The organism is Lentzea nigeriaca, from assembly GCF_016907955.1.
In the GTDB taxonomy this organism is placed as follows: Bacteria; Actinomycetota; Actinomycetes; order Mycobacteriales; family Pseudonocardiaceae; genus Lentzea; species Lentzea nigeriaca.
Map to the genome: position 1 here is coordinate 769,449 of NZ_JAFBCX010000002.1, position 24,139 is coordinate 793,587.

Sequence of the window (24,139 nt, forward strand, 5' to 3'; positions counted from 1 at the left end):
GCAGCTCCCAGGCGTGGTCCGGATCCAGGCCTAGGCTCTGAGAGCTTCCCGCAGCTTGACGCGAGCGCCGGTGCGCAGCACGGCGTTCGCGTAGACCTTGCCGCCCAGCCAGGTGATCGCCGCGATCGCCGTCAGTGCCAGCACGATCGCCAGAACCACCTGCCAGGTGGTCGCCACGCCCATCGCCATCCGGCCGGGCATGAGGATCGGTGCGAACGGCGGCAGCAGCGACAGCACCGTGACGGCAGGGCCGGACGGACTGCCGATCATCAGGTTGATGCCGGCCACGAACGCCACGATGATCGTCATGCTGATCGGTGTCAGCACCGACTGCAGCTCCTCCTGGCGCGACACCAGCGATGCGGCGGCCGCGAACACCGTGGCGTACAGGAAGAAGCCGAGCAGGTACCAGAGAACTCCCGTCAGCAGAGCCGTTCCGCCCAGCGCGCCCACGTCGACCACGTCGAACGCCGACGACAGTCCCAGCCCGACGGTGGAGATCACCAGCAGCTGCAGCAGGCCGACAGCGCCGAGGCCGATCACCTTGCCCAGCAACAACTGCCACGGCCGGACCGTCGCGAGCAGGATCTCGACGACGCGGCTGGACTTCTCCTCTACCACGCCCTGCGCGACCATCGTGCCGTAGACGAGCAGCGAGTAGTACAGCAGCGCGGCCACGATCAGACCGATGGCCAGGCGCTGATCTCGTTGCGGATCAACGGGTTCCAGCGCGGTGACGGCGACGCTGACGTTCGCGAGGTTCTGCGCGACCTGCTGCGGGGTGATGCCCGCCTCGGCGAGCTGGGCGACCAGCACCTGCTGCCGCAGCACGTCGTTCAGCACCGTCGTCAGGACCTCGTCGCCGGAGCCCTTGACGATCATCTTCAACGCCGGTGGGGCACCCGTCACCAGCGCGTCCAGCGAGCCGTCGCGGACCTGCTGCTCGGCGTTCTCGACGGTCGTGACGTCCTTCGTCTCGACCTCGATGCCGAACGACTTCGCCTTCTGCCGCAACGGATCCGCGAGCTGCGTCGCCTGTCCGGAGAGGCCGACGACGCTGCGCTGCTGGTCGTCGAACAGCACCGACTGCAGCACCACGTACCCGGCGAGCACGGCGATGATCACCGCAGTGCCGATCAGGAACGACCTGGTGCGCACCTTCGTGACGAACTCGCGCCGTGCCACCAACGAGACCGCTCGGGCCGACGTCATGTGCTCCTCGCCTCGGTGGTCACCACGTTGCGGAACAGCTCGGTCAGCGTCGGGCGCTGCCGGGAGAACTCGTGCACGGGGCCCGCGGCCAGTGCGGCGTGCAGCACCGTCTGGTCGTCGACGCCGGACGCGAGCTCCAACACGCAGCGCGTCCCGTTCTTCTCGATCACCCGCACACCGTCCAGCGTGGCAGTCCAGTCGGTGGTTGGCGACTCAACGACCAGGCGTGGCACTCCGCCGGAGCGCAGCTCGTCCACCGTGCCGATCGCGACCATCGAACCGGCGCTGACGATGCCGACCCGGTCGCACAGCCGTTCCACCAGGTCAAGCTGGTGGCTGGAGAACACCACGGGCACCCCGGAGGACGCCTTCTCGCGCAGCACGTGGCTCATCACGTCCACCGCGACCGGGTCGAGGCCGGAGAACGGCTCGTCGAGCACCAGGACGTCCGGCTCGTGCACCAGGGCGGCGGCGAGCTGGACGCGCTGCTGGTTGCCGAGGCTCAGCCGCTGCACCTCGTCCGTGCGGCGGTCGCGCAGGCCGAGGCGCGCGATCCAGTTCTCGGCGCTCGTGTGGGCCTCGTTCGTGCTCATGCCGTGCAGCTCGGCCAGGTAGACGAGCTGGTCGAGCACCCGCATCCGCGGGTACAGCCCTCGCTCCTCCGGCATGTACCCGACTCGGCGGCGCGTGTCGAGGTCGACGGCTCTTCCGTTCCACCGCACCTCGCCGGAGTCGGCCGCGAGCACGCCCAGCGCGATGCGCATGGTCGTGGTCTTCCCGGCGCCGTTGCTGCCGACGAATCCGAAGAGCTCGCCCGCACGCACGTCAAAAGACATGTTCTGCAGGGCGACGACCTCCCCGTAGCGCTTGGAGATCCGGTCGATCTCCAGCACCCCCTCAGGCACGGTGCACCCCTTCGTTAGCCCGGATGGCGGTAATCGGACTCAAAGTATCGGTGAGCAGGGAACGAGTGAAACGATACGGGCGTCTACGGCGAATCGAACGAACGACCAATTCACTCAACGGGGGTGTGACCATGCAGCCCATTGACCCCGATCAGTGGCTCAAGCAGTACGGGGCGAAGATCGAGCAGGCGAAGCAGCAGGCCGAACAGGCCGCAGGCCAGCTCGGTGGTGTGGGCGGGAGCGCCAGCTCGCCGGACGGCCTGATCACGGTGACTGTCAACGCCACGGGCGTGCTGACCGACCTGCAGATCAAGCCGGAGGCCCGCGGCATGGACCCCAGCGAGATCGCCTCAGCAGTGCTCGCCGCCTCGGCCAAGGCGCAGCGGGACGCCTCCGGCCGCGTCGTCCAGATCATGACGGACTTCGTCGGCGACAGCCCTGCGCTGGAGTTCGTGAAGGCGCAGATGCCGAACGGATACGCGGGCGACGGAACCGACGAGGAAGAACCGAAGTCGGAGTTGGAGCGCAAGGACACGCGGCCCGACGACGAGTACTTCACCAACCCGCCCGACGTCATGGCCTGAGTGCAGGAGGAGGGGGTTAGGCGATGCAGCAGCACTTCAACATCGATCTCGATGAGCTGAGATCTCACGCCGCCAGCGTGGACCGGCTCATGGAGCGGATGCGGAAGGCCACCGAGACGTGCGATCCGGGCGCGCTCACGAGTCAGGCGTTCGGCGTCTTCCTGGGCTTCCTGGCCCAGTACGTGCTCCAGCAGGCAGGCCTCGGGCAGGACGGGCTCGGGAAGGCCGCGAACTCGCTCATGGACATGGGCAACGGGCTCAAGGAGACCATCGAGCAGTACGAGCAGGTCGACCTCGACAACATGTTCGGCTTCCAGGGAGGCCGGGGATGAACGCTCCCGCACAGCAGAGCTCTGGTCAGGACACCCAGCAGCTGATCAGCAACATCTCGAACACGTACTCCGCGATCGAGCGGGGCGACTGGGTCAACGCGGGTCTGGGCATGGCCAACACGGCCATGGGCATGATCGGCATGTCCGGCAACCCGCTGAGCGGCTTCCTGGCCGCCGGGTTCAGCTGGGCGATCCAGCACGTCGACTTCCTGCGTGAGCCGTTCGACATGCTGCTGGGCAGCCCGGAGTCCATCTCCAGGATGGCGGACACCTACCGGTCGGCAGGTCAGCAGGTGCACGGCATCGCGCAGGAGTACCAGCGCATCTGCGTCACGCAGACCCGCGAGTGGCAGGGCAGGGCCGCTGACGCCTACCGCGCCGCCGCCAAGAAGCACGCTGGTGGCCTGGAGTCGCTCTCGAAGGCGACCCAGGGCATCGCCGCGGCGGTCGAGGGCGCGGGCAAGCTCGTCGCCGAGGTCCGCAAGCAGATCATGGACCTGATCAGCCAGGCCGTCGCCGACATGGTCATGAAGATCATCCAGTGGCTCGCGGCGTCGTTCCTCACCTTCGGCGCGGCCATCGCCGGTGCCATCGCGGACATCGTGTCCACCGCGGTCAGGTACGCGCAGAAGCTGGCGGACTTCCTGCAGAAGCTGCTCGGCTCGGTGCAGAAGCTGATGAACCTGATCAAGCAGGTCTCGCAGATCGCCAAGATCGCCGAGCAGGTCATCAACGCGATCTCCTCCATGGCGCACAAGGGCGCCGGTGGTGGCGGTGGCGCCAGCAGGCCGACCGCCGGCGGCTTCGACGGCCTCGGCGCGGGCCAGCAGAACCAGGCCCACACCGGTGCCGGTGGCACGTTCACCAGCGGCGCGGGGAGCTACCAGGGCGGCACGAACACGGCGGGTGCGGGCCCCCAGGTCGCACCCGTCTACACGCCTCCCAGCGGCGTTCCGGTCGGCTCCACGTCCGGTGCAGGCGGCGGAGCGGGCGCCGGTGGCCACGTGGCCCCGGTCTACACCCCGCCCGGCTCGCAGCAGGGCGGCACCCAGGGCGGACGGCCGCCCGGTGGCGGTTCGGGCGGCCAGGTCAGCCCCGGCTACACGCCGCCAGGTTCGGGTTCCGGCACTGGCCAGGGGCACGGTCGCTGGGTGCCGGGCCACTGGGAGCAGGACACGACCACGGCGGCCGGTGGCGTGACCAAGCCCCCGTCGTTCGGCTCCACGCCGACCACGACGAACGCCGACTGGTACCGCCCGACCACCACCGACCACGCGGCGGCCGCGGCCTCCACCTCGACCTCGACCGGAGGCGGCGGCGGTGGTGGTGGCGGAGGCGGCGGCGTCCCCAAGGGCATGGGCGGCGCCGGTGGCGGCGGGGGCGGCATGCCCGCCGGTCTCGGCGGCCCGGCCGGTGGTGGCGGTGCCGGTGGTACCGCGGCGACGCAGTTCGGTGGTGCGGCCGGTGTCATGGCGGCCGGTGGTGCCACTGGAGGTGCCGCTGCGGGTGGTGCCGCTGCCGCGCGCGGTCCCGGTGGTGGCGGTGCCGGTGGCGCGGGCGGCGGCATGATGGGCGGCGCTCCGATGGGTGCCGGTGCCGGCGGTCAGCAGGGCGGCAACAGCGAGCACAAGCGGAAGGTGCGGATCGACGGTGAAGCCCTCGTCGAACCGCCCAAGGCCGCGAAGCCGGTCATCGGCGAGTGATCAAGCCCGAGTGACCTTGCGCTGAGAAACGATGAACGGCGCTTTGTCCACGTGAGGTGGACGAAAGCGCCGTTCATCGTTTTCATACCGCGGCCAGGAGTTCGGCGATCTTCGGGGCCGCCTTCTCGCGGTCCGACGGCACGAGGCCGATGCGGGTGCGGCGGTCGAGAACGTCGTCGGCGTCCAGCGCGCCTTCGTGCTTGATCGCGTGGACGACGTCGGCCTCGGTCACGCCCGGCGCGATCGGCGTGGTGGGCTGCGGCCTGTCGTCGACCAGGCGGATGTCCTTGGTACGACACGGAATCTGCGTCACGTTCGTCGCGTTCACCGCGTCCGCCGCCATCTTGCGGTAGGTGGTGAGCTTGCCGCCGATGATCGTGATCACGCCGTTCGGGGCTTTGAGTACCGCGTGGTGGCGGGACAGGTCCGCGGTCTGGCCTTCGGCTTCGAGAAGTGGACGCAGTCCGGCATAGCTGCCGATGACGTCTTCTCTCGTGAGATCCCGTTGCAGGACGTGGGAAGCCGTCCTGAGCAGGAAGTCCACATCGGACTCCGGAACCGTCGGCACGTCCGGGATCTCGTCGACGGGTTCGTCGGTGAGGCCGAGGTAGGCGCGGCCGTTCGCCTGGGGCAGCAGGAGCGCGTACCGGTTGCGTTCGCCGGGCACCGGAATGGTCAGCGCCGTTCCGGTGATGCCGACGGTTCTCGCGTCCACGACGAGGTGCGAGCCGCGGGACGGGCGCAGGCGCACCGGTGCCAGCGTGCCCGCCCAGACGCCGGTCGCGTTGATCACCGCCCTGGCCCTGATGCCGAACGTGGTGCCGGTGAGCGTGTCCTGTGCTTCGGCGCCATCGCCTTGCAACGTCAGGACTTTCGCGCGGGTGATGACGCGGGCGCCGTAGCCGGCTGCGGTCCGCGCGAGGGCGACGACGAGGCGGGCGTCGTCGACGAGCTGGCCGTCGTAGTTGAGGAGGCCGCCGGTGAGCCCGTCGGGGTTCAGGCCGGGGACCAGCGCCAGCGCTTCCTGCTTGGGCACGCGGCGCGGCCGGGGCAGCACGCCGGCGGGCGTGCCGGCGGCGATGCGCAACGCGTTGCCCGCCTTGAGCCCGGCCATGACGAAGTGGTTCGCGCCCGCGTGCAACGGGAACAGCATCGGCAGCGTGCGGGTGAGGTGCGGCGCCGTCCTGGTCATCAGGATGCCGCGCTCGACCGCGCTCTCGTGGGCGAGCTTCACGTCGCCCTTCGCGAGGTAGCGCAGGCCGCCGTGGACGAGCTTGCTGGACCACCGCGACGTCCCGAACGCCAGGTCGTGCGCCTCCAGCAGCACGGTCTTGAGCCCGCGGGAGGCGGCGTCGAGCGCGACGCCGGTACCGGTGACCCCGCCGCCGATCACGAGGACGTCGGCGACTTCCTGCTGTGCCGCATGGAGATCCTGCTCGCGGCGGGCGGCGTTCAGTGACGTGTTCACGGTCGCAGAGCTCCGTCCAGCTGCTTGGCGAGCTCGTCCAGCAGCGAGGTGAAGTCGAGCCCGGACGTGGCGGGCTTCCTGGAGAGAACCATCGATTGCGTGGTCAGCAGCACCACGCGGGCCTGCGTCTTGGCGTCGCCGAACCGGATCGACCCGTCGAGGTGCCCCGCCTCGATCTGGCCGACGAGGAACTGCTCGACCAGCCGCTGCGTGCTGCCGAGCCGGTCGGTGAGGTACGGCAGCATCAGCTCGGAGTCGAGCTGCAGCACGCGTTGCATGAGCGGGTTGGCCGACAGCGCCCTGATCGCGTCCACAGCCCTGCTGACCAGCTGCTGCCTGGCGTTGCCCCGGCTGCTGCGTTCCTCGACCTCGGCCAGCAACGCGGCGAACTCCCTCGTCATGAGCGCTCGCACGAGGTGGTCGACGTCCGGGTAGCGGCGGTACAGCGTCATCCGGCTCACGCCGGCGCGTTTGGCCACGTCGGTGAGAGTCGTCCGGCGCACCCCGACCTCGAGAACACACTCACGGGTGGCGTCGAGCAGCGCGTCGTGCGTGTGACGTTGAGACGTCATGTGTCACACTGTAGCAGTGACCAGGGCGAGATGGACCACCGAGACCGAGCCGCTGCCGCCTCATGCGCTGGCGTGGCTGAGCCGGCGAGTTGGGCTGGGAGAGCCGTTCGAGGAGGTGTCTGTTTCGGCCCCTGAGTCGGCGTTGTCCGCGGATGCCTTCACGGCGTTGGAAGCGGTCAGTGCGGTCAGCGTGGAGGCGGCTGATCGGTTGGGGCGCGCTGGTGGACTGTCCTATCTGGACCTGCTGCGGCGTCGCGGGCATGGGACGCTCGCTGTGCCTGACGCTGTGGTTCAGCCTGCGACTCCCGAAGAGGTTGTCGAGGTTTTGCAGGTCTGCGTTGACTACGACGTTGCTGTGGTGCCGTTTGGAGGTGGCACCTCAGTTGTTGGTGGCGTCGAAGCTCTGCGCGGGGACAAGTCCGCTGTGGTCGCGTTGGACCTCGCCGGGTTGGGCGCATTGGTGTCGGTTGACCCGGTGTCTCGCGTTGCCGTGCTGCAGGCTGGGGTTACCGGGCCTGAGGCCGAGCGGTTGCTGGGTGAGCACGGGTTCACGCTTGGGCATGTGCCTCAGTCGTTCGAGCGGGCGACCATTGGCGGGTTTGCGGCCACTCGGTCTGCTGGGCAGGCGTCGTCCGGGTATGGGCGGTTTGAGGACATGGTCGAGTCGCTGCGGGTGGCCACTCCCGTTGGGGAGTGGGTTGTCGGGGCCGCTCCTGCTTCTGCTGCTGGGCCTGATTTGAAGCAGTTGGTCCTCGGCAGCGAAGGGCTGTTCGGGGTGATCACCGAGGTGTCCGTGCGCGTGCGACCCAAGCCGTATGGGCCTCGCTACGAAGGCTTTGTGGTTGACGGGTGGCCGGCTGGGGTCGACCTTGTGCGGACGCTCGCTCAGGACGGGGTGTTGGCCGACGTCACTCGACTGTCCGATGTGGACGAGACTGAGGTCGCGCTGGAGTTGGCCGGGTCTCGGGCCGCTGCTTTGAAGAAGTACCTGAGGTTTCGGGGTGTCAAACAGCCCTGCCTGGTGATTCTCGGGTGGGAGTGTCGGTCTCGGTCAGCCACCATGAGCGCGTTGAGTGGGCGGAAGGTTGTTCGGCTGGGGCGGGCGATGGGGGCCGCCTGGCTGCATGGGCGGTTCAACGGGCCTCGGCAGCGGGATGCTCTGCTGGATGCCGGGGTTTGTGTCGAGACCTTGGAGACGGCTACTCACTGGTCTCGGGTTTCGGAGATGCGGGACGCGGTGCGGGCTGCGTTGGTGGCCGAGCTTGGGGATCCTGTGGTGATGTGCCACGTCTCGCATGCTTATGAGACTGGGGCCTCGTTGTACTTCACCGTGTTGGTGCCGCGGGATCTTGCGGATCCGGTGGGGCAGTGGGAGCGGGCCAAGGTGGCTGCTTCGGATGCGATCTCTCGGCTTGGCACCATCACGCATCATCATGCGGTGGGGCGTGATCACCTGCCCTGGTTGGAGAAGGAGATCGGGGGGATCGGGGTGGATGTGCTGCGGGCTGTCAAGGCGCAGCTGGATCCGACTGGGATCTTGAATCCTGGGAAGTTGATTTAGGGGCGCGTGGGGTCCGTAGGGGTCGTCCCCTGGTCGCGTTGGCGGGTGCCGGTTGCGGGTCCGTGGGTTGGTTGCGGTTCCGGGTGGGGTGTGTCCCGTCACGAGCCGTGCCGGAGCGCGGCAAGACGATCGGGCACGACTCGTGACAGGACCCACCCCGCCAGCCCGGCAGGCCAAGGACTGCTCGGCTTAGGGCCTGTGTCAGAACTGGACGAGCATCTTGCCCTTGTTGTCGCCGCGCAGCATGCCGAGGAAGGCGGACGGGGCCTGGCGGGTGCCGCCCTCGACGACCGTCTCGCTGTACTTCAGCTCGCCCGAGGTGATCCAGGCGCCGACCTCCGAGATGAACTGCTGCTGCAGGTCCTTGTGGTCGCCGACCAGGAGGCCGCGCAGCGTCAGGCGCTTGGCGATCACCTGGACCAGGTTGCGCGGGGCGGCGGGCGGCTCGGTGTCGTTGTACTGGGCGATCGCGCCGCAGATGGCCACCCGGCCGTGCACGTTCAGGGAGGAGATGGCGGCCTCGAGGTGTTCGCCGCCCACGTTGTCGAAGTAGACGTCGATGCCGTTGGGGGCTGCGGCGGCCAGCTGCTCGGCGACGGGGCCGTCCTTGTAGTTGAAGGCGGCGTCGAAGCCGAGTTCCTCGGTCAGGTACTTGACCTTTTCCGGGGTGCCTGCGGAGCCGATCACTCGGGAGGCGCCCTTCAGGCGGGCGATCTGGCCCACCAGCTGGCCCACGGCGCCTGCCGCGCCGGAGACGAAGACGACGTCGCCGGGCTTGAACTCGGCGGTGGCCAGGAGGCCCGCGTAGGCCGTCAGGCCCGGCATGCCCAGGACGCCCAGGTAGGCGCTCAGCGGTGCCACGGTCGGGTCGACCTTCACCGTGTGGGCGGCGGGGACCACGGTGTAGTCGCGCCAGCCGAGGCCGTGCAGGACGTTGTCGCCCACTGCGAGGTCGGTGACGCCTTCGCCGACGGCGACGATTTCACCTACTGCGCCGCCCTCGAGGGGCTGGCCCACCTGGAACGGCGGGACGTAGGACTTGACGTCGTTCATGCGGCTGCGCATGTACGGGTCGACGCTCATGACCACGTTGCGCACCAGGATCTGGCCTTCGGCCGGGGTGGGGATCTCGACCTCGGCGATCTCGAAGTTGTCCTCGGTCGGCCAGCCCTTGGGGCGGGAGGCGAGGCGGACTTCGAGTGCGGTGCTGGTCATGGTCGAACCATCTCCATCCTGGATTTGCGGATCAGTTATCCGGTTCAACCGTCGGCTGTTGAGGAGTGTTCCGGGATGTGAGCTAGACCGCAGGGAGAAGGGTGGTGATGTCTCGGTAGGCGAAGCCCAGCTTGCGGTAGAGGCCTATGGCCGGGGCGTTGTAGTTCTCCACGAAGAGGGCGCATGTGCCGTAGAGGGTGAGGAGAGAGGAGGCCACGAACTGGCAGATGCGCTGGCCCAGGCCCTTGCGGGTGTGGGACGGGTGGACCGCCACGCCCATCATGAAACCGACGTCGGGGGACGACCAGGCCTCGGCCGCGGTGGCCACGAGTGTGTTGTCGTGGTGGATGCCTGCCCAGCGGCGGACGCCTGGTTCACCTGGCCAGGCCCAGGATTCGGGTAACGCGGTGCGGAGCAGGGGTTCCACGCCGTCCGGGGTGTCCAGCCAGGTCGGCTCCGGTGGGAGGTCCAGGGTGCCGGAGCGGTCCATCCAGCCGAAAGGTTTGTCCTCGACCCATGGTGTGGGCATCAGCGAGGCCACCTGGTGGGCCAGGGGGCGGTCCAGCAGTGGGCGGAGGTTCACGCCTCGGCCGTGTGCCGCCAGGAGGGACGCCACGCCCTCTGGTGGGCCCGAGAGGACCAGTCGGCGGCGTCGGGTCAAGGACGGGGCGTGGACGGCCACCGCTCCCCGGTGTTCCCAGGCCGCGCCACCGGACGACAACGCCTGGGACGCCCAGCGGACGAGGGGATCGTCGCAGGCGTCCAGGACGTCGGCGGTGGTGCGTAAGCGGCGCACTCAGTCCTTCTGCTTGCGGCGCAACAGGGTTCGCTTGGCCAGGGAGTCCTCCAGGGCCTGGTAGGCGAGGTCCATGGCGCGGTTGTACTCGCCTTGCGGGCGTGGTGGGACCGACTCGTCGGGGACCGGCGGCGGGACCATCTTGAACCAGCGCTCGTCCCAGAGCTGTTCGACGGCCTGTTCCCAGTGCAGGGCCGCGCCCATGCGGACCACTCGCTCGCGGTCGCGGACCTCGGCGATCTCGTGCTGGGTCGACGCGATCCGCGCTGCGAGTTCGGCGCACCGCACCTCGTCCAGCTTGCGCTGGCGGGTTGCCGCGTCGGTCGCGATGGCGATGATCTCCTTGTAGCGCTCGACAGCGGACAGGGCCGGCACTTCGATCACCTCCTCGCTCTGACGCTGCGACGGGACCGACTCGAACATCGTCGTCATCGGGTTCATCGACACTCCAGTTGACGTTTACCCACTGTGGCAAGGAGGCCAATCCCAGGCACTCCAGGTTCGGTCTGGAATGCCGGCTCAGTACCGTGGCAGAGGTGTCGAGCACGCTGGTAAAGCGAGCGTACAAGTACCGCTTCTATCCGACAGAGCGGCAACAACGAGAGTTGTTGCGCACGTTCGGATGCGTTCGGCTCATCTACAACAAGGCGCTCGAACACCGTGCTGATGCATGACGCCCTGAGCGCCGTACGGTCAACTACGCTGAAACGTCGGCCATGCTCACCGTGTGGAAGAAGGCCGATGAGTTGGCGTTCCTCAACGAAGTTTCGTCGGTGCCGTTGCAGCAGGCGTTGCGGCATCTGCAGAAAGCCTTCACGAACTTCTTCGACAAGCGAGCAGGGTTTCCCCGGTTCAAGTCTCGGAAGAAGTCTCACGCGTCGGCGGAGTACACCCGCTCGGCTTTCGGGTGGCGAGACGGAAAGCTCAAGCTGGCGAAGATGGACCAGCCGCCGTCGATCCGCTGGTCGCGTCCGTTGCCGGAGGGATCGCAACCCAGCTCGCTGTCCCTTGCCGAGAGGGCGTGGACATGCCCAGGTTGCGGGACTGCGCACGACCGTGATGTCAACGCAGCGAAGAACGTACCGGCCGCCGGGCTGGCGGTAGCGGCCTGTGGAGGCGACGTGAGACCGATCCGGCACCAGTCGGTGAGGCAGTTGCCCGCGAAGCAGGAAACCCGATCCGCGAAGGTCGGAGTCCCTTTGCCTTGGGCGTAGGGACGAAGTCAAGACACTTCTCCTGTGTCGAACGGGATGATCACCTGCGGTCGCGAGTGCTCGAACCTGTCGAAGAACAGGCCGCGGCGTGGTCGCGGCGACCACGCCATCACCTGTTCCGGACCGAGCGACAGCAGCTCCTTGCCTTGCACGTCGAACGCCACCCAGGCGCCGATGTCGTCGTAGACGCCCGGTGGCAGGCTCGCCTTGAGCCTCTGCACGCCGCGCCACCAGCCGAGTACGTGCGTGCGGTTCTCCGGGCCGTGCTTGAGAACAGTGCGCAGGCTGTCCAGACCGGACGCACGTGTCGTCGGATCCTTCTGCTCCAGCAACGTGTGCGCCGCGTCCACGCCGTAGAGCACCAGGTAGTGCGGTGACGGCGGCGTGTCGGACGTGCCCGTGTTCAACGACTGCAGCCGTGCTGCCGTGCGGTCCAGCAGCTCGCGGATGCCGTCGATGCCGATCACCGAGGCGTCGTGGCCGTCCGCGCTCACGCGTTTCGCCAGGTGCAACGCGGACGGCATGGCCTCGTCGACCAGGCAGGCCAGCGTGAACGCCGCCTCGTGCGGTTCGTGCTGCCTGCCCAGAGACGCGGCCGCTCCGCCGAGCACGGCGGCCGCGTCCTGAACCACGGAGCCGATCACCGCGATGTTGCGGCCTGGAGTGCGGGCGAACCGCACCCGAGCCGCGCTGCCCGCGACGTCGATCACCTGTCCCAACAGCACGGTAGGCGATGCATCGCCCGGCCGCAGTTCGAGGAAGTCCGGCAGTGCGTCGAGAAAGGGAACCTTGCTTCCGTCGAAGAGGCCGGGGGCCTGGCCTGGTTCACGGCGCCACAGCTCGTTCTGCAGGAAGTCCATGGTGCCCTTGGACGTGGAGTCCGGGATGCGGCAGATCTCGTTGCCGGGCTTGACGCCCGACTCGTGGTTGATCACCGCGTGCCAGCGCGGGAGCTCCACGGCCGCGTCGTTCTGCGGCTCCGCCAGCACCCGGCGGGCCTTGGGCAGTGCGATGCGGACCGTGAACTGCTCGAAGATCGCCGACTTGCCCCAGAAACCCTCGATGCCGGAGACGTCCTGCGAGGAGAGGACGAGGTGGATGCCCTGCGAGCGACCGCGCCGCGCCACGTCCTCCAGCAGCTGGGTCGCGGCGGCCGTGACCTGGTCACGCTCGCCGAAGAGGTACTGGAACTCGTCGATCACCGCGACGATCCGGGGCCAGCGGCCGCCGGGGTCCTCCGCGCGCAGGTGCTCGAGCTTGGTGACCTCGTGCTGCTTGGCCGCGTCCGCGCGCCGGCGCATCTCGTCGGACAGGAACCTCAGCAGCGCCACGCCGAACTCGCGGTCGGTGTTGACGTTCACGCCGACCAGGCGCGCGTGCGGCAGCCACGACGGGTCCTTGCGGCCCGGCGCGAACTGCGCGAACGACACGCCTTCCTTGAAGTCCAGCAGGTACAGCTCCAGCTCGGCCGGCGAATAGCGCGCGCACAACGAACCGAGCATCGCGTACAGGAAGTTCGTCTTGCCGGAACCGGAAGGGCCGCCGATCAACGCGTGCGGCGAGGTGTCGCCGAGCTGCACGCACACCGGTTCGCCGTCGTCGAACCCAACGGGCGCAATGACTCCAGCGGCCGAGTTCTCGGTCCACGGCCGTTCCGGCAGCAGATCGCCGAACGTGCTCATGCGCGTCCGCCGTTCCTCGCGCTTCTCCGCGATGGCGGCACAAGCACGTGGCACGAGGGTGCGCGGCAGCGGCGGATCCAGCGTCACCGTCACGTGTTTGCCGGTCATCGTGCAGATCGCGGTGCCGTCACCGCGCAACGACACGGTCTCCACCGGTGAGTTGATCGTGATCGGGATGTCCACGATGAACAGCTGCACGCCGCACGCCAAACCGTTGCGCGCCACGCGTTGCAGCTGCTGCTGGTGCTCTTCCTTCAACGCCCTGCGGTTGCCGAACAGCACGGCGATCCGCCACGGCTCGGTGCGCCTGCCCTCACCGCTGACCGAACGCACGGTCAGATGCCCGTCGACCAGAACCTTCGTGTGCACCTGGCGGATGTGCTCGGACAGCTCGTCCAGCAGCTCGTGCAGCCGCGCGGGGTCGTGCACCGTCAGCAGGTTGGCGCGAGTCAACGGGTAGAGGCCGGGCAACGACCCGGTCAGCTGGCCGACGTCCCACACGTGGACGTGCACGAGACCCGGCTGGAAGTGCGACAGCACCCGCAGCAACAGGTTCTCCACCAGCGTGTCCGCGAGCTGGCGACTGTCCGAAGTGGACGAGATGTGCAGGTGCGACTGGTCCAGCAGCGGCACGGCGACGGGGAACTGCTGCGCCTCCGGCGCGGACGTCACCACGCCCGTGCCGATCCGCCACAGCTCCGGCACGCCCTCGCTGCCGTCGTGCGTGCCCGGCGTGCCGAGCCATGACTCGTGCGGCCACGACGCCGGCCCCGCGGCGACCGAATTCACCAGTGCGGTCAGCTGGTCGGGACCCGTCGTGGTCCACTCGTGGTACGACTGCTGCCAGTCGTGCCTGATCTGGGCGAGACGCTCGGCGAACTGGGCCATCGAGAGCGGAGCCTGGCGCGGGTTTCTCTCGCGCTTCTCGTCGACCGTCAGGAACGGGGTCACGTTCGCGAGCGCGGCATCGCGAATCGCCCTGTCGACGCCCATGCCGCGCACGGTCAGCTCGAACATGTCCTTCGCGTGCTCGGTGGCGAGTGCCCTGTGCTCACGCGCCACGGAGCCCAGCGCTGCCGCCACGGCGCGCTGGAACTCCGCGAAGGCTTCCTCGATCCTCCGTCGCCGTTCGTCCCGCCTGCTCATCACAGCTCCACGGTGAGTCGTTGGATGCGCTCGAGGGTTCCCACCATCAGTTCCAGCTGATCGGGGAATCTTTCCTTCGCGCGCACGAACTCGGGTGGAAGCAGCGACTCGTGGTGGTTCTCGCTCGACTCGGCGAGTATCGAAACCGCCTCGTCGAGGCCCTCCTGCGCGGAACGCACACTTCGGTATGCCTCACGCAGGATCTCGCTCGCCTGCTCGAGCGCGGCGCGAACCTCGGCGATGGATGCCATCAAAGCCTGCTGTTGATGCCCTCGGCCCCGGAAATGCCCGCGCCGAGGTAGTTCTGCAGCTCGCTCACGCCGGACACGACCTGGGCGAACTGGGCGTTCGTCGTCTCGACGTCCGCCTGCACCGAGCCCTGCGTGACCGATGTCAGGAGTTGCTGCGCATCCTCGGCGAGCTCAGCCGCCTGTTGGAGGGCCGACTGGCTTTGGCTCGCCTTGTCGATCGCCTGGGCAATTGCGGCACGGACCTCTTCGATGCTGGCCATGTCGACTCCCGAACCCTCCCGGAACAGGGTGGTCGTACAACCACCCTCAGTAGAGATTGTGCCCAGATTTTCACAGTTGAGACCGAAGATCGGCTAACTGGGTGGATGCCTGAATCCACTCGAACGGGCCTTGATTTAATGATCAGTTAGGCGTGGTCCTGGCCCCTCGACTGAGCGTGTAGTAACCCTCACAATGCCGCCTACACCCTGTTGTGAAGGCCTGCCGACCGGCCGGGTGAATCACGACGGCCGCGAGGGTGAGTTGTCACGCGCAGTGCCTGCACCGAACGGGTCATCTCCAGCCCACGCCTCGACCAGGACGCGCTCCGCACCCGGCACGAGACCGCTGATCAACTCCGGATCGTCGAGCACGGTCCACGCCGTGGGCGGCTCGCACGCCACCCGCGGCGTCGGGAAGCCGTCACCCAGCCCGCGCACGAACGTGCGAACCGCCCGCGCCAGCGCCGCGGAGACGTTGTGAGTGGCCTTCTCCTGGCTCGGCTCCGTGATGACGACGGCCCAGCACGACGGCTCCTCGTCCGAGCAGTCACGGGCGTCCACGACCTGCGCACCGGCACGGCTGATGAGCGCGTCGCACGCGGCACGCGCCTGTTGCTCGTCCGCCGCCTCGACCACCACGGTGATCAGCAGCACGAGGTCGTCATGGTTCATGGCAGCAGAGATGGTGTCAGACGACCCTGCGCACGAATTCCAGCACCCGCGTGACGGCCTCGCCGTCGGTCAGCAGCCCGTCGACGACGTGCTCCTCGAACGCCGAACCGCGAATGCGGTCCGTTCCCGCCCGCGTGTCCGAGATCGGCACGATCTCGTCGTCCGACCCGTGCAGCCACAACGTCGGCAGCTCGCCCAGCGCCGGCCCGAAGTTGACCTCGTCCATCAACTCGGCCAGCTCGTCGGACGCGCCGTCCCACATGCCGAGCACCGGCGACACCAGCACCAGTGCGGCGAGCCCGGAATGCGTTTGCGCGTAACGAACAGCGACGGGCGCGCCGGTGAAGTGTCCAATGAGGACGACCGGCCGGTCGGCCGCCTTCACCGCGGACTCGACGTCCTCGGTCACCGCGACCGGCACGCCCGCGGTGCGCAGTGAGAAGGCGATGCGCTCGCCGTGCGGCAACACGGCGAGCCATCCGGGTGCGTCCATCTACGAAGCGTAGAACGCGCTGATCTCGATCCGGCCACCGGAACACACAGGTCCGAACGTCCACGGCACGCTCAGCGGCACCGTCTCGTCCGGGGGGATGGCCGCTGCCTTCGACGGCTCCGGCTGGCACGGCCCGTCCACGGGTTCGTTGCCGGACGGCACGACACCCCAGTGCAGGTTCGCGGAGGCACGCCCGCCCGGCGCGAGCGTCAGCGCCTTGGGACCGGGGTCCGCCTTGCGCTCCAGCTTGGTCGGGATCGCACCGGACGCGTTCTCCAGCTGGAAACCGCTGTAGCCGTTCAACGTGCACGGCGCGGTGCCGGAGTTCGTCACGACGAACTTGCCGTACCGGTTGCCCGCGCCGGCGTCGGTCGGGTCGAGCTGGCCCTTCAGCACCGACGAGTCGCAGCGCTTCGTGAGTGGTGCGGCCACTGCGTCCTTGGTGGCAGAGGACGAACTGGTCGACGACGGCGTCGACGTCGGCATCGTCTGCGTCGCGGTGTCCGGAGTTCTGTCCCCGCAGGCCGTCACGGATGCGAGCACCAGCAGTCCGCAGGCGATCAACCGTCGAGTCATGGGTGCACCTCCTACCACCGAAGGATGTGCCCAAATACCAACTCAGCCACACAACGTGCCGGTAATTCACCGGATCTGGTGGTCGTCCCATCCGTCCGGCAGCTCCGACATGCCCTTCACCGCCGCGGTCCAGATGTACGTCCAGGCGATCCGGCCGTCCGGCAGCACGACCCGCACGCGGCGGTAGTCCTCACCCTCGTACTCGTCGAGCAGCGGCAGGGCGTCCTCCGGCGACCGCAGCCGCAGCACGAAACCGGGCACACCCAGTCCGGCGCCGGGACGCAGCGCGGGGTAGCCCAGGCCCGTGTCGAACAACGTGCCGGGCAGGTGGGTCTCCTCCGACTCCACGACGTGCGGTTCCATCAGGTGCCAAGCGCTTGCGCCCGGCTTGAGCGTGCCGTACACGAACAGCAGCTCCGGCCAGTCGTCGGCGGACGGTGCGCCGTGCACCTCGGTCACGTCCAGTCCATCGGTCATCGCCGGCCTCTCGCCCAGGACGCGGGCGGCTCGCTGCGAGACGTCCGTGCAGCGGACCATACGGCCGTTGAAGAGCACGGGCATCCGCTTCTTGGAGCCCGCTGTGTACGCCAGCACGCTGTCGACGACGCCACCGTTGTAGAGCACCACACGGCCCGTGTGCAGGCGTACGAGGCGATAACGCAGTCCGCGGCCCTCGCAGCGGTCCAGCACTCGCAGCTGCTCGGGTGTGGCGAACCAGACGGAGTGCTCCTCGACGTGGCCCGGCGCGGCCGCGAGGGTGGCCGGGCGCTGGCCGTCACGGGCCCGCATCCCCGCGGCCCAGACAGCAGAAAGGCCCTCGCATCGTGCGCGAAGCACGACCGCGGGGCCTTCGAGTCCGAGCTCCTCGCGGAGCCAGGTGACCTTGCTGGGATTGGCGTTGGAGCCGTAGCCGAGCACCGGCATTCGGGCTGCCAGCGGGGGCTCGCCGTGGTTTGCGAGCCATTGGTCTAGGTCGATGTTCTCCGGCTCAACACGCCATCCCGACTCCATCGTGAGGTCCGGTCGCACTGGCCAGCCCGTTTCGTCGACGTGGACGAAACAGTGGTCTGGACGTGCGCCCGGATAGGGCTCCGCTGGATGGCTTTCGTCGGTGAACGGTTGGGCCATTGGTCCATTGTGCCAAAGCAAGGGGCCAGATTGCGCCCCCTAATCGTGACCCATCCGAGGTCTAACCCCGGTTCCTTGGAGTTTAGTGAGAACATTCACTACGCAATCGGGTGACTGCCCCGATGTCTAGGTGAACTCCGGGTGCGCCTCCGGATGCGCGTCCCACCACCTGCGGTACTCGGGATTGCGGTCCAGCACCGAGCGGTAGGCGTCGGCGGCGCACGCGAACACCTCGTGCGCCCGCCCCGACACCGGTGAGTCCCGGCGCGTCGCCACGAAGATGTCCGTCATCAACGGCATCCCGCGCAACCGCCTGATCACGATGCCGTCCCCGGTGCGCGACGGCGCCGCGGCGAACGACACGCACCCGCCGGCGACCAGGCCGCGGGCCATGCTCGCCTCGCCGGTGTGGTGCGTGAGCCGCGGCACGAACCCGGCGTCCGCGCACGCCTGGAACATCTGGGTCCTGCTGCCGATGTGCTGCTTGGGCGGCGTGACCCAGTCGCGGTCCGCGAGCTGGGCCAGGTCGATCTCCTCCTGCCCGGCGAGCGGGTCGGTCTCGGACACCGCGACGAACGCGGGTTCGGTCACGAGCTTGCGCAGCTCGATGCCGGCCAGGTCACGCGCGTGCATGCCGTCGAAGAACTCGAACAGTGCCACGTGGACCTGTCCGGCCTCCAACATGTCCACGATCTCCGCCGACGACGGCCGCACCTCCGCGCGCACGTCGGCGTTGAGCTCCCGCAGGCCCTCCACGAGCTTGGCGAAGTACAGGATCGGGATGCAGCCGAAGAACAACGGCCCGCGGCGGTCGGTCTCCCTCGTGGTGCTCATCAGCTGAGCCATCTCGTCGAGCACGAGCCTGGCCGTGCCCAGCACGCGACGGCCCAGGTCAGTGGGGACACACCCGTTGCGCGTCCGGTCGAACAGCCGGCCGCCGACCAGTCTCTCGACCGTGCGCAGCTGCGCGGACAGGGCGGGTTGGGTCAGTCCGAGCCGCGTGGCGGCCCTGGTCACACTGCCTTCCTCGGCGATGGTGCGAACCGCGCGCAGGTGGCGGAGCTCCAGCTCGGGCATAAAGACCTTGTATCCCGCTTCTGTATGAGCCGCCACCCTTCGATCGGGGCATAGTGAGTTCCGACGATCATCCGGCCCGGCGCATGCGGCAGCGTCCCGGGTCCGGCGCGGGAGGGTGCGCACCCCTCGGTTCGACGCTGCTGCCGCGCACCCTGCGCTCCGCGGCAGTAGCGTCGAACCCATGGCGGTGAAGGACTCTCCCACGAGCTGGGTCAACGAGCACATCCAGAAGTACGTCGAGACCGACGGAGCCGAGGGCCACGAATGGCGGCCAGGTGTGTTCACGCTTCTGCTGACCACCAAGGGGCGCAAGAGCGGCGAACTGCGGCGGACCGCTCTCATCTACCAGCCGGACGGCGACAACTACGTGGTCGTGGCGTCGCAGGGAGGTGCGCCGACGCACCCGTCCTGGTACCTCAACCTGCAGGCCGACGACGAGGCCGAGGTGCAGGTCGGCGCGGACAAGTTCAGGGCACGTGCTCGCACAGCCGGCCCCGACGAGCGGGACCGGCTGTGGAAGCTGATGAACGAGGTCTGGCCGGCGTACTCCGACTACCAGAAGAAGACCGACCGCGAGATTCCCGTTGTGGTGCTGGAACGGATTTAGCGAGTTCGACTTCCAGACGAACTCGCCGCCGTCTGCGGAGCAGCGGCAGTCAGGCACTGATAAGGACGGCGGCCCCTGAAACGGTGACCCGGCGGTCTTCGCGCGTGGCGTCGACCTCCAGCCGTGACGGCCTGCCCATGTCCTCGCCCTGGCTGATGACGAACCGTTGCGGCCCTTCGAGGTCGCGCAGGTAACCACCGAACGCGGCGGCGGCAGCGCCCGTCGCCGCGTCCTCCACCACGCCACCGACGGGGAACGGGTCGCGGGCGTGGACCAGGTCCGCCGACTCGCGCCAGAACAGGTGCACGGTCGTCAGGTCGTGGGCCAGCATCAGGTCGCGCAGCGCGTCGAAGTCGTAGTCGAGATCCCGCAGCTGCTCACGATCCTTCAGCGGGATCAGCAGGTGCTTGTTGCCGGCGAACCCGACGTGCACGGGGCCGTCGCCGATCTCCTTGTACCGCAACGCTTCCAGCGCCTGGTCCACCAGCTCGGGAGCTGCTTCGGACGTGCTGGTCGGCACGCTGGTCAGGCTGGCCGTGCCGTTCGCGGTCTCGATGGTGATCTCGCCGGCGGGCGTGTGGAACGTCAGCGGCCCGTCGCCGACCCGCTCGGACAGCGCGACGGCCGTGGCGATCGTGGCGTGGCCGCAGAACGCGACCTCGGCCTTCGGGCTGAAGTACCTGACGTCGAACTCGCGCCCGTCGCGCGGCAGCACGAACGCCGTCTCCGAATAACCCACCTTCGCGGCGATGGCGAGCATCTCGGCGTCGGACAGATCGGTCGCGTCGAGCACGACACCCGCCGGGTTGCCGCCTGCCGGATCCTTGGTGAACGCGCTGTAGCGCAGAACCCCTGTGTTGTTCATACCCCGCTGCAACGCGTAACAGTGCTGAAGTCTTCCGCCCATGTACTTGCTGGTGAAGTAGGTCAGGCCGGCCTTCTCGAGCACGCGGCCGGACGCGGTGTTCTCGGCCTGGTGCCCGGCGACGACCCGGTCGGCGATGGCGAGGGCCTTGTCCCGCAGGTCCTCTGCGATCCTCGTGGCGACGCCGCGGCCCCAGTGCGCGGGGTCGACCCAGTAGCCGATCTCGATCTCGCCGGCACCACCTTCGAGCATCTGGCCGATGCCGATGACCTCGCCGTCCTCCACGACGGCGTGCAGGCCGAAACCGTGGACCTCCCAGTGCCGCAACGCCTGCTCGTGCCGCTCGGCCACGTACTCCGGCGACCAGGTCGTCCCGTCACCGACGTACCTGGTCATCCTCGGATCGTGCGCCCAGCGCAGCATGTGCTCGAAGTGCTCGTCCCGCCAACGCACGAGTTCCATGACGACCATCGTGCCTCAGGACAGCGGGAGGAGAAGCCCTTCACACGTGCGGACGACGATCTGGGCCGCCCGGCGCTGGTCGTTCGGCGCGTGCAGGTCGGCCGCGATCGCCTGCCACCGCACCAGTGCGTCGAGCAACGCCTCGCGCTGCTCGTGCGGGTCGGCCTCGTACTCGAAGCCCAGGCGCGCCAACGGTGTGGCGCCCTCGGCGCCGATCAGCCGCAGCGCCTCCGTCTGCAGCTCGGCCGGCAGTTTCGTGCGTCCCGCCTGCAACGCGGCCACGAGCCGCAGCTCGCGGAAGTCGTGGGCCGAGGCGACGACGCGTTCCAGGTCGGCCATCAGCTTGCGGGCGTTCTGCCGCGGCTCCATCCGGAACAGCACGTCCAGCGCCAGCAACGCAGAGCGCGCCTTGAGGATCTCGCGGCGCTCGGTGAAGTGGATCGCGATCGAGTCGCGCAGCTCGCCGAGCCCGCTGCGCTGCACCAGCTGGCCGGTGAGCTTGACCTGGGTGTCGAAGCCCTGCCGGATCAACGCGGTGATCAGCCGGACGCCGAAGATCCCGAACCGTTCGAGCAACGCCTGGCGCACCGCGGGTTCCATCGGCAAGGGGAACTGCTCGCCGGCGAACCGGTCCGCCGAGAGCAGGTGGTCTTCGAGCTCCTCGCGTCCCAGCGAGGCGAGCGCGCGGAGGGCCGCGAACTCGTCCTCCCGCAACGTCTTCGCCGCCACGGCCAGCAGACCGGCGACCGAGACCACGTTCTGGCACAACGGTTGCACGGCCACGTCACGGCGATACCGGCGGGCGATCTGCTTCGCGGACGACAACGCGTCGATCCGCCCGGCGCCGATCTCGTCGGCACGGGCGAGCACCGCGACCGTGTGCACGTTCGACACCCTGGCGATCGGGTGGTCGTTGGCCGCCTGCAGAAACTTCAGGTCGTCGTTCTGCACGTGCCGCATCAGGTACAGCAACGCGTCGGCGTCGCCCAGCACCTGTTCCGGTGAGGCCTCGGACGGGGTGTCGATCAGCACGATGTCCCGCAACGACCGCGAGGGCCACTCGACGACAACCCTGTCGGCGCGGTCGAACTGGCCGATCTCGACGTGGTGCCTGCTGCCCCGCCTGCCCACCTGGACCTCGTGCGGACGGCCGGGTCCGGAGAACACGTGCGCCCGCGGTTCGGTGCCGTTGCGGTACCAGACGAAGGAGCTCGACGGCGCGAACTCGTCGCCGATCAGCGCGTTGACCACAGTGGACTTGCCGATGCGCGACCGGCCGGCCACCGCGATCCGCACGGGTTCGGTGTAGCGCTCGACGTGGGAGCGCAACCACCCCGTGGCGCGCGGGCTGTCGCGGTAGACGGCCAGTGCTTCCTGCAGCATCGACCAGACGACGCGGTCCAATGTCACGCGGAGAGCTCCATCACCGGTCCGCCGAGGGCCTGCACCCGCTTGTAGAGCGAGATGAGCTTGTCGAGCTCCTTGCGGCCTTCCCGCAGCCGGCGCTCGCGCTCGGTCTGGTCGTCCTGGATCGCGCGCTTGGCGCTGCGGGCCGACTCCAGCAACGTCTCCTGGAACTCCTCGGCGAGCGTGCTGAAGTGGTTGCGCAGCGAACGCTGGATGTGCCGGCCCGCGTCACGGACGTCCTTGGAGAACTTCACGAAGAAGTCGTCGACGTGCCGTTGTGCCGCGGCCTTCGCGGCGGCCTGGCGGCGCTTCAGCCGCTGGTCGCTTTCGTCCAAAATGGACTTTCCGCCGAACAGCGCACCGGCGCCGAGCGAGATCACGTTGATCAGCGGCATGCCGGCGAGCGAGGTGACGAGACCGAACATCAGCACGCCGCCGTACGAGCCGCGCAGACCGGTGAAGAGCTTCTGCGGGATGGAGAACGGCTCGATCTTCGGCTTGTCGAGCTTGCCTACCGGCTCCAGCAGGTCGTCCGGCAGCACCGATCCGGGGATCAGGTCCTCGCGGTAGACGGGGAAGTTCTTGGCGACCTTCGCGGCGACCCACTCCGCGCGTTCCATCAGCCAGGCGAAGTTCGTGGTGGCGGCCTCGTTGAGGTTGTCCTCGAGCCACTGCTCGAACTTGTCCCAGCCGATCGCGGGGTCGGCCTCGTCGTAGGTCTTGTCGACCTCGCGCAGGATCTTGCGCGTTCGGTCACGCAGGTCGTACTCGACGTCGGAGATCAGGTCGGCCATCTCGTCGTTGAGCACGTTCTGCCAACGGGCGGAGCGGCGCCGCAACTCGTCGACCCGGCGCTGGGCCTCCTGCAGCGTGGAGATCGTCTCGGCCGTGCGGGACGAGTCGTGTGCCGTCAGTTCCTCGCGCAACGGCGTGACGAGCTGGGTGATGGCACTCGAAGCGACGACGGCGACAGCGCGGCGGGCCAGCAGGTCGGCGCTCGCGACGATGTCGCGTTGCACGCAGGCCAGCAGTTCGGGGAAACCGGACTCCGTGTTGAGCCGCTGGTCACCGGTCTTCGCGGCGCGCAACCGCAGCGCACTCGACACGGGGATGAGCTTCGCGGGGACGCCGGCGCGGGCGAGCAGGGCCTTGTTGCGCTCCACGACCGTCCGCCAGCTCGGCACCAGGTCGATCTTGGTGACGACCACGGTGACGTTCGGGCAGGCCTCCATGACCTTCTTGAGCAGCGTCATCTCCGCCGACGTCAGCTCGCCGGTGGCGTCGGACACCAGCAGCACGGCGTCGGCCTGCATCAGCGTCGCGAACGTGCTGGCGGTGTGCGCGGATCGGGTGTCACCCACTCCGGGGGTGTCGATCAGGACCAGGCCGTTGTCCAGCAACGCGCGCGGAATGCCGATCTCGGCGCGTACGACGTCCTGCGAGTGCGCGGTGGAGACCTGCTTGGTCACCTGCTCGATCGGGACCGCGATGCGCTCGGTCGGGGTGTGGAAGATCGACCCGCGGGCGGAGGCGTTGCGGACCAGCGCGGCCGACGGGGTGTCGGCGTGCTGCACGAACGTGGGCACGGTCGTCGTGATGTCGTCGCCCACCGCGCAGACCGGCGCGTTGAGCAGCGCGTTGACGAGTTGACTCTTGCCTTGTTTGGACTCGCCGACGACGAGTACGCGCAGCTTGGGGTCGAGTTGCTGGGCCCGCTTCTCTCGCAGCCGGGCCTCCAGGTCGGGCCTCCGGTGCGTGACGCAGGCACCGATCGTCTCATCGAGCACGTCGAGCCAAGGCGGTGCCATCACCTGACTCATAGTGCCGTGTTCACCCCCTTGGGTGAAAGTCTCGAACGCAAGCCCGGTTCCGTTCGGGGGAGACAGGGCTGCTCGGAGAGGGCGGTGATCTTGCTCACCGCGCCCACGATCCTGCCCGTTTTGCCTGGTAG

The 24,139-nt window shown here is 68.5% G+C and carries 25 protein-coding genes; 7 read left to right on the forward strand and 18 right to left on the reverse strand.

The window, feature by feature from the left end:
• Positions 1-30: 30 nt before the first annotated feature.
• Both JOD27_RS10075 and JOD27_RS10080 read right to left on the reverse strand, forming a co-directional pair.
• Positions 31-1,212 (reverse strand): ABC transporter permease, encoded by a 1,182-nt coding sequence (locus JOD27_RS10075; RefSeq protein ID WP_204761840.1) that lies wholly within the window; start codon positions 1,210-1,212, stop codon positions 31-33.
• A complete protein-coding gene (locus JOD27_RS10080; protein ID WP_204761841.1) occupies positions 1,209-2,117 on the reverse strand; it encodes an ABC transporter ATP-binding protein in 909 nt (302 codons plus the stop codon). The genes JOD27_RS10075 and JOD27_RS10080 overlap by 4 nt, the downstream gene beginning before the upstream one ends.
• A 131-nt stretch (positions 2,118-2,248) precedes the next feature.
• Here JOD27_RS10080 and JOD27_RS10085 point away from each other — a divergent pair, with 131 nt between their 5' ends.
• Genes JOD27_RS10085 through JOD27_RS10095 form a run of 3 tightly spaced genes read left to right on the forward strand, consistent with a single transcriptional unit; the run spans position 2,249 to position 4,736 of the window.
• A complete protein-coding gene (locus JOD27_RS10085; RefSeq protein ID WP_189259424.1) occupies positions 2,249-2,701 on the forward strand; it encodes a YbaB/EbfC family nucleoid-associated protein in 453 nt (150 codons plus the stop codon).
• Between the two features lie 23 nt (positions 2,702-2,724).
• Complete coding sequence (locus tag JOD27_RS10090) at positions 2,725-3,033, forward strand: hypothetical protein (protein ID WP_204761842.1); 309 nt, start codon at positions 2,725-2,727, stop codon at positions 3,031-3,033.
• Positions 3,030-4,736, forward strand: a complete 1,707-nt coding sequence (locus JOD27_RS10095; protein ID WP_204761843.1) for a WXG100-like domain-containing protein — start codon at positions 3,030-3,032, stop codon at positions 4,734-4,736. The genes JOD27_RS10090 and JOD27_RS10095 overlap by 4 nt, the downstream gene beginning before the upstream one ends.
• Before the next feature lie 82 nt (positions 4,737-4,818).
• On the opposite strand, the gene JOD27_RS10100 is transcribed toward JOD27_RS10095, so the two are convergent.
• The gene (locus JOD27_RS10100; RefSeq protein WP_204761844.1) at positions 4,819-6,204 is read right to left on the reverse strand and encodes a glycerol-3-phosphate dehydrogenase/oxidase; all 1,386 of its coding nucleotides are present in this window, start codon (positions 6,202-6,204) and stop codon (positions 4,819-4,821) included.
• Positions 6,201-6,776, reverse strand: coding sequence for a TetR/AcrR family transcriptional regulator (locus JOD27_RS10105; RefSeq protein WP_204761845.1), 576 nt, complete (start codon positions 6,774-6,776; stop codon positions 6,201-6,203). The genes JOD27_RS10100 and JOD27_RS10105 overlap by 4 nt, the downstream gene beginning before the upstream one ends.
• Here JOD27_RS10105 and JOD27_RS10110 point away from each other — a divergent pair.
• Entirely contained in the window at positions 6,775-8,337 is a 1,563-nt protein-coding gene (locus JOD27_RS10110) for an FAD-binding oxidoreductase (protein ID WP_204761846.1), read from the forward strand. The genes JOD27_RS10105 and JOD27_RS10110 overlap by 2 nt on opposite strands.
• A gap of 201 nt (positions 8,338-8,538) precedes the next feature.
• Here the strand turns inward: JOD27_RS10110 and JOD27_RS10115 are convergent, their stop codons facing one another.
• The 3 genes from JOD27_RS10115 to JOD27_RS10125 form a co-directional block, all read right to left on the reverse strand.
• Positions 8,539-9,552: an NADP-dependent oxidoreductase gene (locus JOD27_RS10115; RefSeq protein ID WP_204761847.1), complete on the reverse strand. Its 1,014-nt coding sequence runs from the start codon at positions 9,550-9,552 to the stop codon at positions 8,539-8,541.
• 82 nt (positions 9,553-9,634) lie between these two features.
• Entirely contained in the window at positions 9,635-10,348 is a 714-nt protein-coding gene (locus tag JOD27_RS46500; RefSeq protein WP_204761848.1) for a GNAT family N-acetyltransferase, read from the reverse strand.
• On the reverse strand, positions 10,349-10,789 hold the full coding sequence (locus JOD27_RS10125) for a hypothetical protein (RefSeq protein ID WP_204761849.1): 441 nt from the start codon (positions 10,787-10,789) through the stop codon (positions 10,349-10,351). It abuts the gene before it with no gap.
• Positions 10,790-10,884: 95 nt separating this feature from the next.
• On the opposite strand from JOD27_RS10125, the gene JOD27_RS46505 reads away from it, so the two are divergent.
• Complete coding sequence (locus JOD27_RS46505; RefSeq protein ID WP_307830043.1) at positions 10,885-11,022, forward strand: helix-turn-helix domain-containing protein; 138 nt, start codon at positions 10,885-10,887, stop codon at positions 11,020-11,022.
• Positions 11,023-11,073: 51 nt separating this feature from the next.
• Complete coding sequence (locus JOD27_RS46510) at positions 11,074-11,562, forward strand: zinc ribbon domain-containing protein (protein WP_307830044.1); 489 nt, start codon at positions 11,074-11,076, stop codon at positions 11,560-11,562.
• An 8-nt stretch (positions 11,563-11,570) separates the two neighbouring features.
• On the opposite strand, the gene JOD27_RS10135 is transcribed toward JOD27_RS46510, so the two are convergent.
• The 8 genes from JOD27_RS10135 to JOD27_RS10170 form a co-directional block, all read right to left on the reverse strand.
• Positions 11,571-14,390: an FtsK/SpoIIIE domain-containing protein gene (locus JOD27_RS10135; RefSeq protein ID WP_204761850.1), complete on the reverse strand. Its 2,820-nt coding sequence runs from the start codon at positions 14,388-14,390 to the stop codon at positions 11,571-11,573.
• Complete coding sequence (locus JOD27_RS10140) at positions 14,390-14,641, reverse strand: hypothetical protein (protein WP_189259659.1); 252 nt, start codon at positions 14,639-14,641, stop codon at positions 14,390-14,392. The genes JOD27_RS10135 and JOD27_RS10140 overlap by 1 nt, the downstream gene beginning before the upstream one ends.
• On the reverse strand, positions 14,641-14,901 hold the full coding sequence (locus JOD27_RS10145) for a hypothetical protein (protein WP_030467713.1): 261 nt from the start codon (positions 14,899-14,901) through the stop codon (positions 14,641-14,643). Before JOD27_RS10145 ends, JOD27_RS10140 begins: the two co-directional genes overlap by 1 nt.
• A gap of 240 nt (positions 14,902-15,141) precedes the next feature.
• A complete protein-coding gene (locus JOD27_RS10150) occupies positions 15,142-15,573 on the reverse strand; it encodes a hypothetical protein (RefSeq protein ID WP_204761851.1) in 432 nt (143 codons plus the stop codon).
• Positions 15,574-15,589: 16 nt separating this feature from the next.
• Positions 15,590-16,066, reverse strand: coding sequence for an alpha/beta hydrolase (locus JOD27_RS10155; RefSeq protein WP_204761852.1), 477 nt, complete (start codon positions 16,064-16,066; stop codon positions 15,590-15,592).
• Positions 16,067-16,642, reverse strand: a complete 576-nt coding sequence (locus JOD27_RS10160; RefSeq protein WP_204761853.1) for a DUF4232 domain-containing protein — start codon at positions 16,640-16,642, stop codon at positions 16,067-16,069.
• A gap of 66 nt (positions 16,643-16,708) precedes the next feature.
• Positions 16,709-17,566 (reverse strand): gamma-glutamylcyclotransferase family protein, encoded by an 858-nt coding sequence (locus JOD27_RS10165; RefSeq protein WP_239566673.1) that lies wholly within the window; start codon positions 17,564-17,566, stop codon positions 16,709-16,711.
• 330 nt (positions 17,567-17,896) lie between these two features.
• Positions 17,897-18,847, reverse strand: a complete 951-nt coding sequence (locus JOD27_RS10170; RefSeq protein ID WP_204761855.1) for a LysR family transcriptional regulator — start codon at positions 18,845-18,847, stop codon at positions 17,897-17,899.
• Between the two features lie 181 nt (positions 18,848-19,028).
• On the opposite strand from JOD27_RS10170, the gene JOD27_RS10175 reads away from it, so the two are divergent.
• A complete protein-coding gene (locus tag JOD27_RS10175) occupies positions 19,029-19,454 on the forward strand; it encodes a nitroreductase family deazaflavin-dependent oxidoreductase (protein ID WP_204761856.1) in 426 nt (141 codons plus the stop codon).
• Between the two features lie 49 nt (positions 19,455-19,503).
• On the opposite strand, the gene JOD27_RS46515 is transcribed toward JOD27_RS10175, so the two are convergent.
• From JOD27_RS46515 to JOD27_RS10190, 3 genes are read right to left on the reverse strand one after another with little or no spacing between them, the layout of a single operon-like run.
• Complete coding sequence (locus JOD27_RS46515; protein WP_204761857.1) at positions 19,504-20,781, reverse strand: PhzF family phenazine biosynthesis isomerase; 1,278 nt, start codon at positions 20,779-20,781, stop codon at positions 19,504-19,506.
• A 15-nt stretch (positions 20,782-20,796) separates the two neighbouring features.
• Entirely contained in the window at positions 20,797-22,191 is a 1,395-nt protein-coding gene (locus JOD27_RS10185; RefSeq protein WP_204761858.1) for a P-loop NTPase family protein, read from the reverse strand.
• On the reverse strand, positions 22,188-23,996 hold the full coding sequence (locus tag JOD27_RS10190) for a dynamin family protein (protein WP_204762060.1): 1,809 nt from the start codon (positions 23,994-23,996) through the stop codon (positions 22,188-22,190). Before JOD27_RS10190 ends, JOD27_RS10185 begins: the two co-directional genes overlap by 4 nt.
• Positions 23,997-24,139: the final 143 nt, after the last annotated feature.

What these genes read in the sequence shown, in the direction of transcription:
- JOD27_RS10075 (WP_204761840.1), bottom strand. Translation starts at nt 1,212, where the DNA reads ATGACGTCGGCCCGAGCGGTCTCGTTGGTGGCACGGCGCGAGTTCGTC.
- JOD27_RS10085 (WP_189259424.1), top strand. Translation starts at nt 2,249, where the DNA reads ATGCAGCCCATTGACCCCGATCAGTGGCTCAAGCAGTACGGGGCGAAG.
- JOD27_RS10090 (WP_204761842.1), top strand. Translation starts at nt 2,725, where the DNA reads ATGCAGCAGCACTTCAACATCGATCTCGATGAGCTGAGATCTCACGCC.
- JOD27_RS10095 (WP_204761843.1), top strand. Translation starts at nt 3,030, where the DNA reads ATGAACGCTCCCGCACAGCAGAGCTCTGGTCAGGACACCCAGCAGCTG.
- JOD27_RS10110 (WP_204761846.1), top strand. Translation starts at nt 6,775, where the DNA reads ATGTGTCACACTGTAGCAGTGACCAGGGCGAGATGGACCACCGAGACC.
- JOD27_RS10105 (WP_204761845.1), bottom strand. Translation starts at nt 6,776, where the DNA reads ATGACGTCTCAACGTCACACGCACGACGCGCTGCTCGACGCCACCCGT.
- JOD27_RS10115 (WP_204761847.1), bottom strand. Translation starts at nt 9,552, where the DNA reads ATGACCAGCACCGCACTCGAAGTCCGCCTCGCCTCCCGCCCCAAGGGC.
- JOD27_RS10125 (WP_204761849.1), bottom strand. Translation starts at nt 10,789, where the DNA reads ATGAACCCGATGACGACGATGTTCGAGTCGGTCCCGTCGCAGCGTCAG.
- JOD27_RS10135 (WP_204761850.1), bottom strand. Translation starts at nt 14,390, where the DNA reads ATGAGCAGGCGGGACGAACGGCGACGGAGGATCGAGGAAGCCTTCGCG.
- JOD27_RS10140 (WP_189259659.1), bottom strand. Translation starts at nt 14,641, where the DNA reads ATGGCATCCATCGCCGAGGTTCGCGCCGCGCTCGAGCAGGCGAGCGAG.
- JOD27_RS10145 (WP_030467713.1), bottom strand. Translation starts at nt 14,901, where the DNA reads ATGGCCAGCATCGAAGAGGTCCGTGCCGCAATTGCCCAGGCGATCGAC.
- JOD27_RS10150 (WP_204761851.1), bottom strand. Translation starts at nt 15,573, where the DNA reads ATGAACCATGACGACCTCGTGCTGCTGATCACCGTGGTGGTCGAGGCG.
- JOD27_RS10155 (WP_204761852.1), bottom strand. Translation starts at nt 16,066, where the DNA reads ATGGACGCACCCGGATGGCTCGCCGTGTTGCCGCACGGCGAGCGCATC.
- JOD27_RS10160 (WP_204761853.1), bottom strand. Translation starts at nt 16,642, where the DNA reads ATGACTCGACGGTTGATCGCCTGCGGACTGCTGGTGCTCGCATCCGTG.
- JOD27_RS10165 (WP_239566673.1), bottom strand. Translation starts at nt 17,566, where the DNA reads ATGCCGGTGCTCGGCTACGGCTCCAACGCCAATCCCAGCAAGGTCACC.
- JOD27_RS10170 (WP_204761855.1), bottom strand. Translation starts at nt 18,847, where the DNA reads ATGCCCGAGCTGGAGCTCCGCCACCTGCGCGCGGTTCGCACCATCGCC.
- JOD27_RS10175 (WP_204761856.1), top strand. Translation starts at nt 19,029, where the DNA reads ATGGCGGTGAAGGACTCTCCCACGAGCTGGGTCAACGAGCACATCCAG.
- JOD27_RS46515 (WP_204761857.1), bottom strand. Translation starts at nt 20,781, where the DNA reads ATGGAACTCGTGCGTTGGCGGGACGAGCACTTCGAGCACATGCTGCGC.
- JOD27_RS10190 (WP_204762060.1), bottom strand. Translation starts at nt 23,996, where the DNA reads ATGGCACCGCCTTGGCTCGACGTGCTCGATGAGACGATCGGTGCCTGC.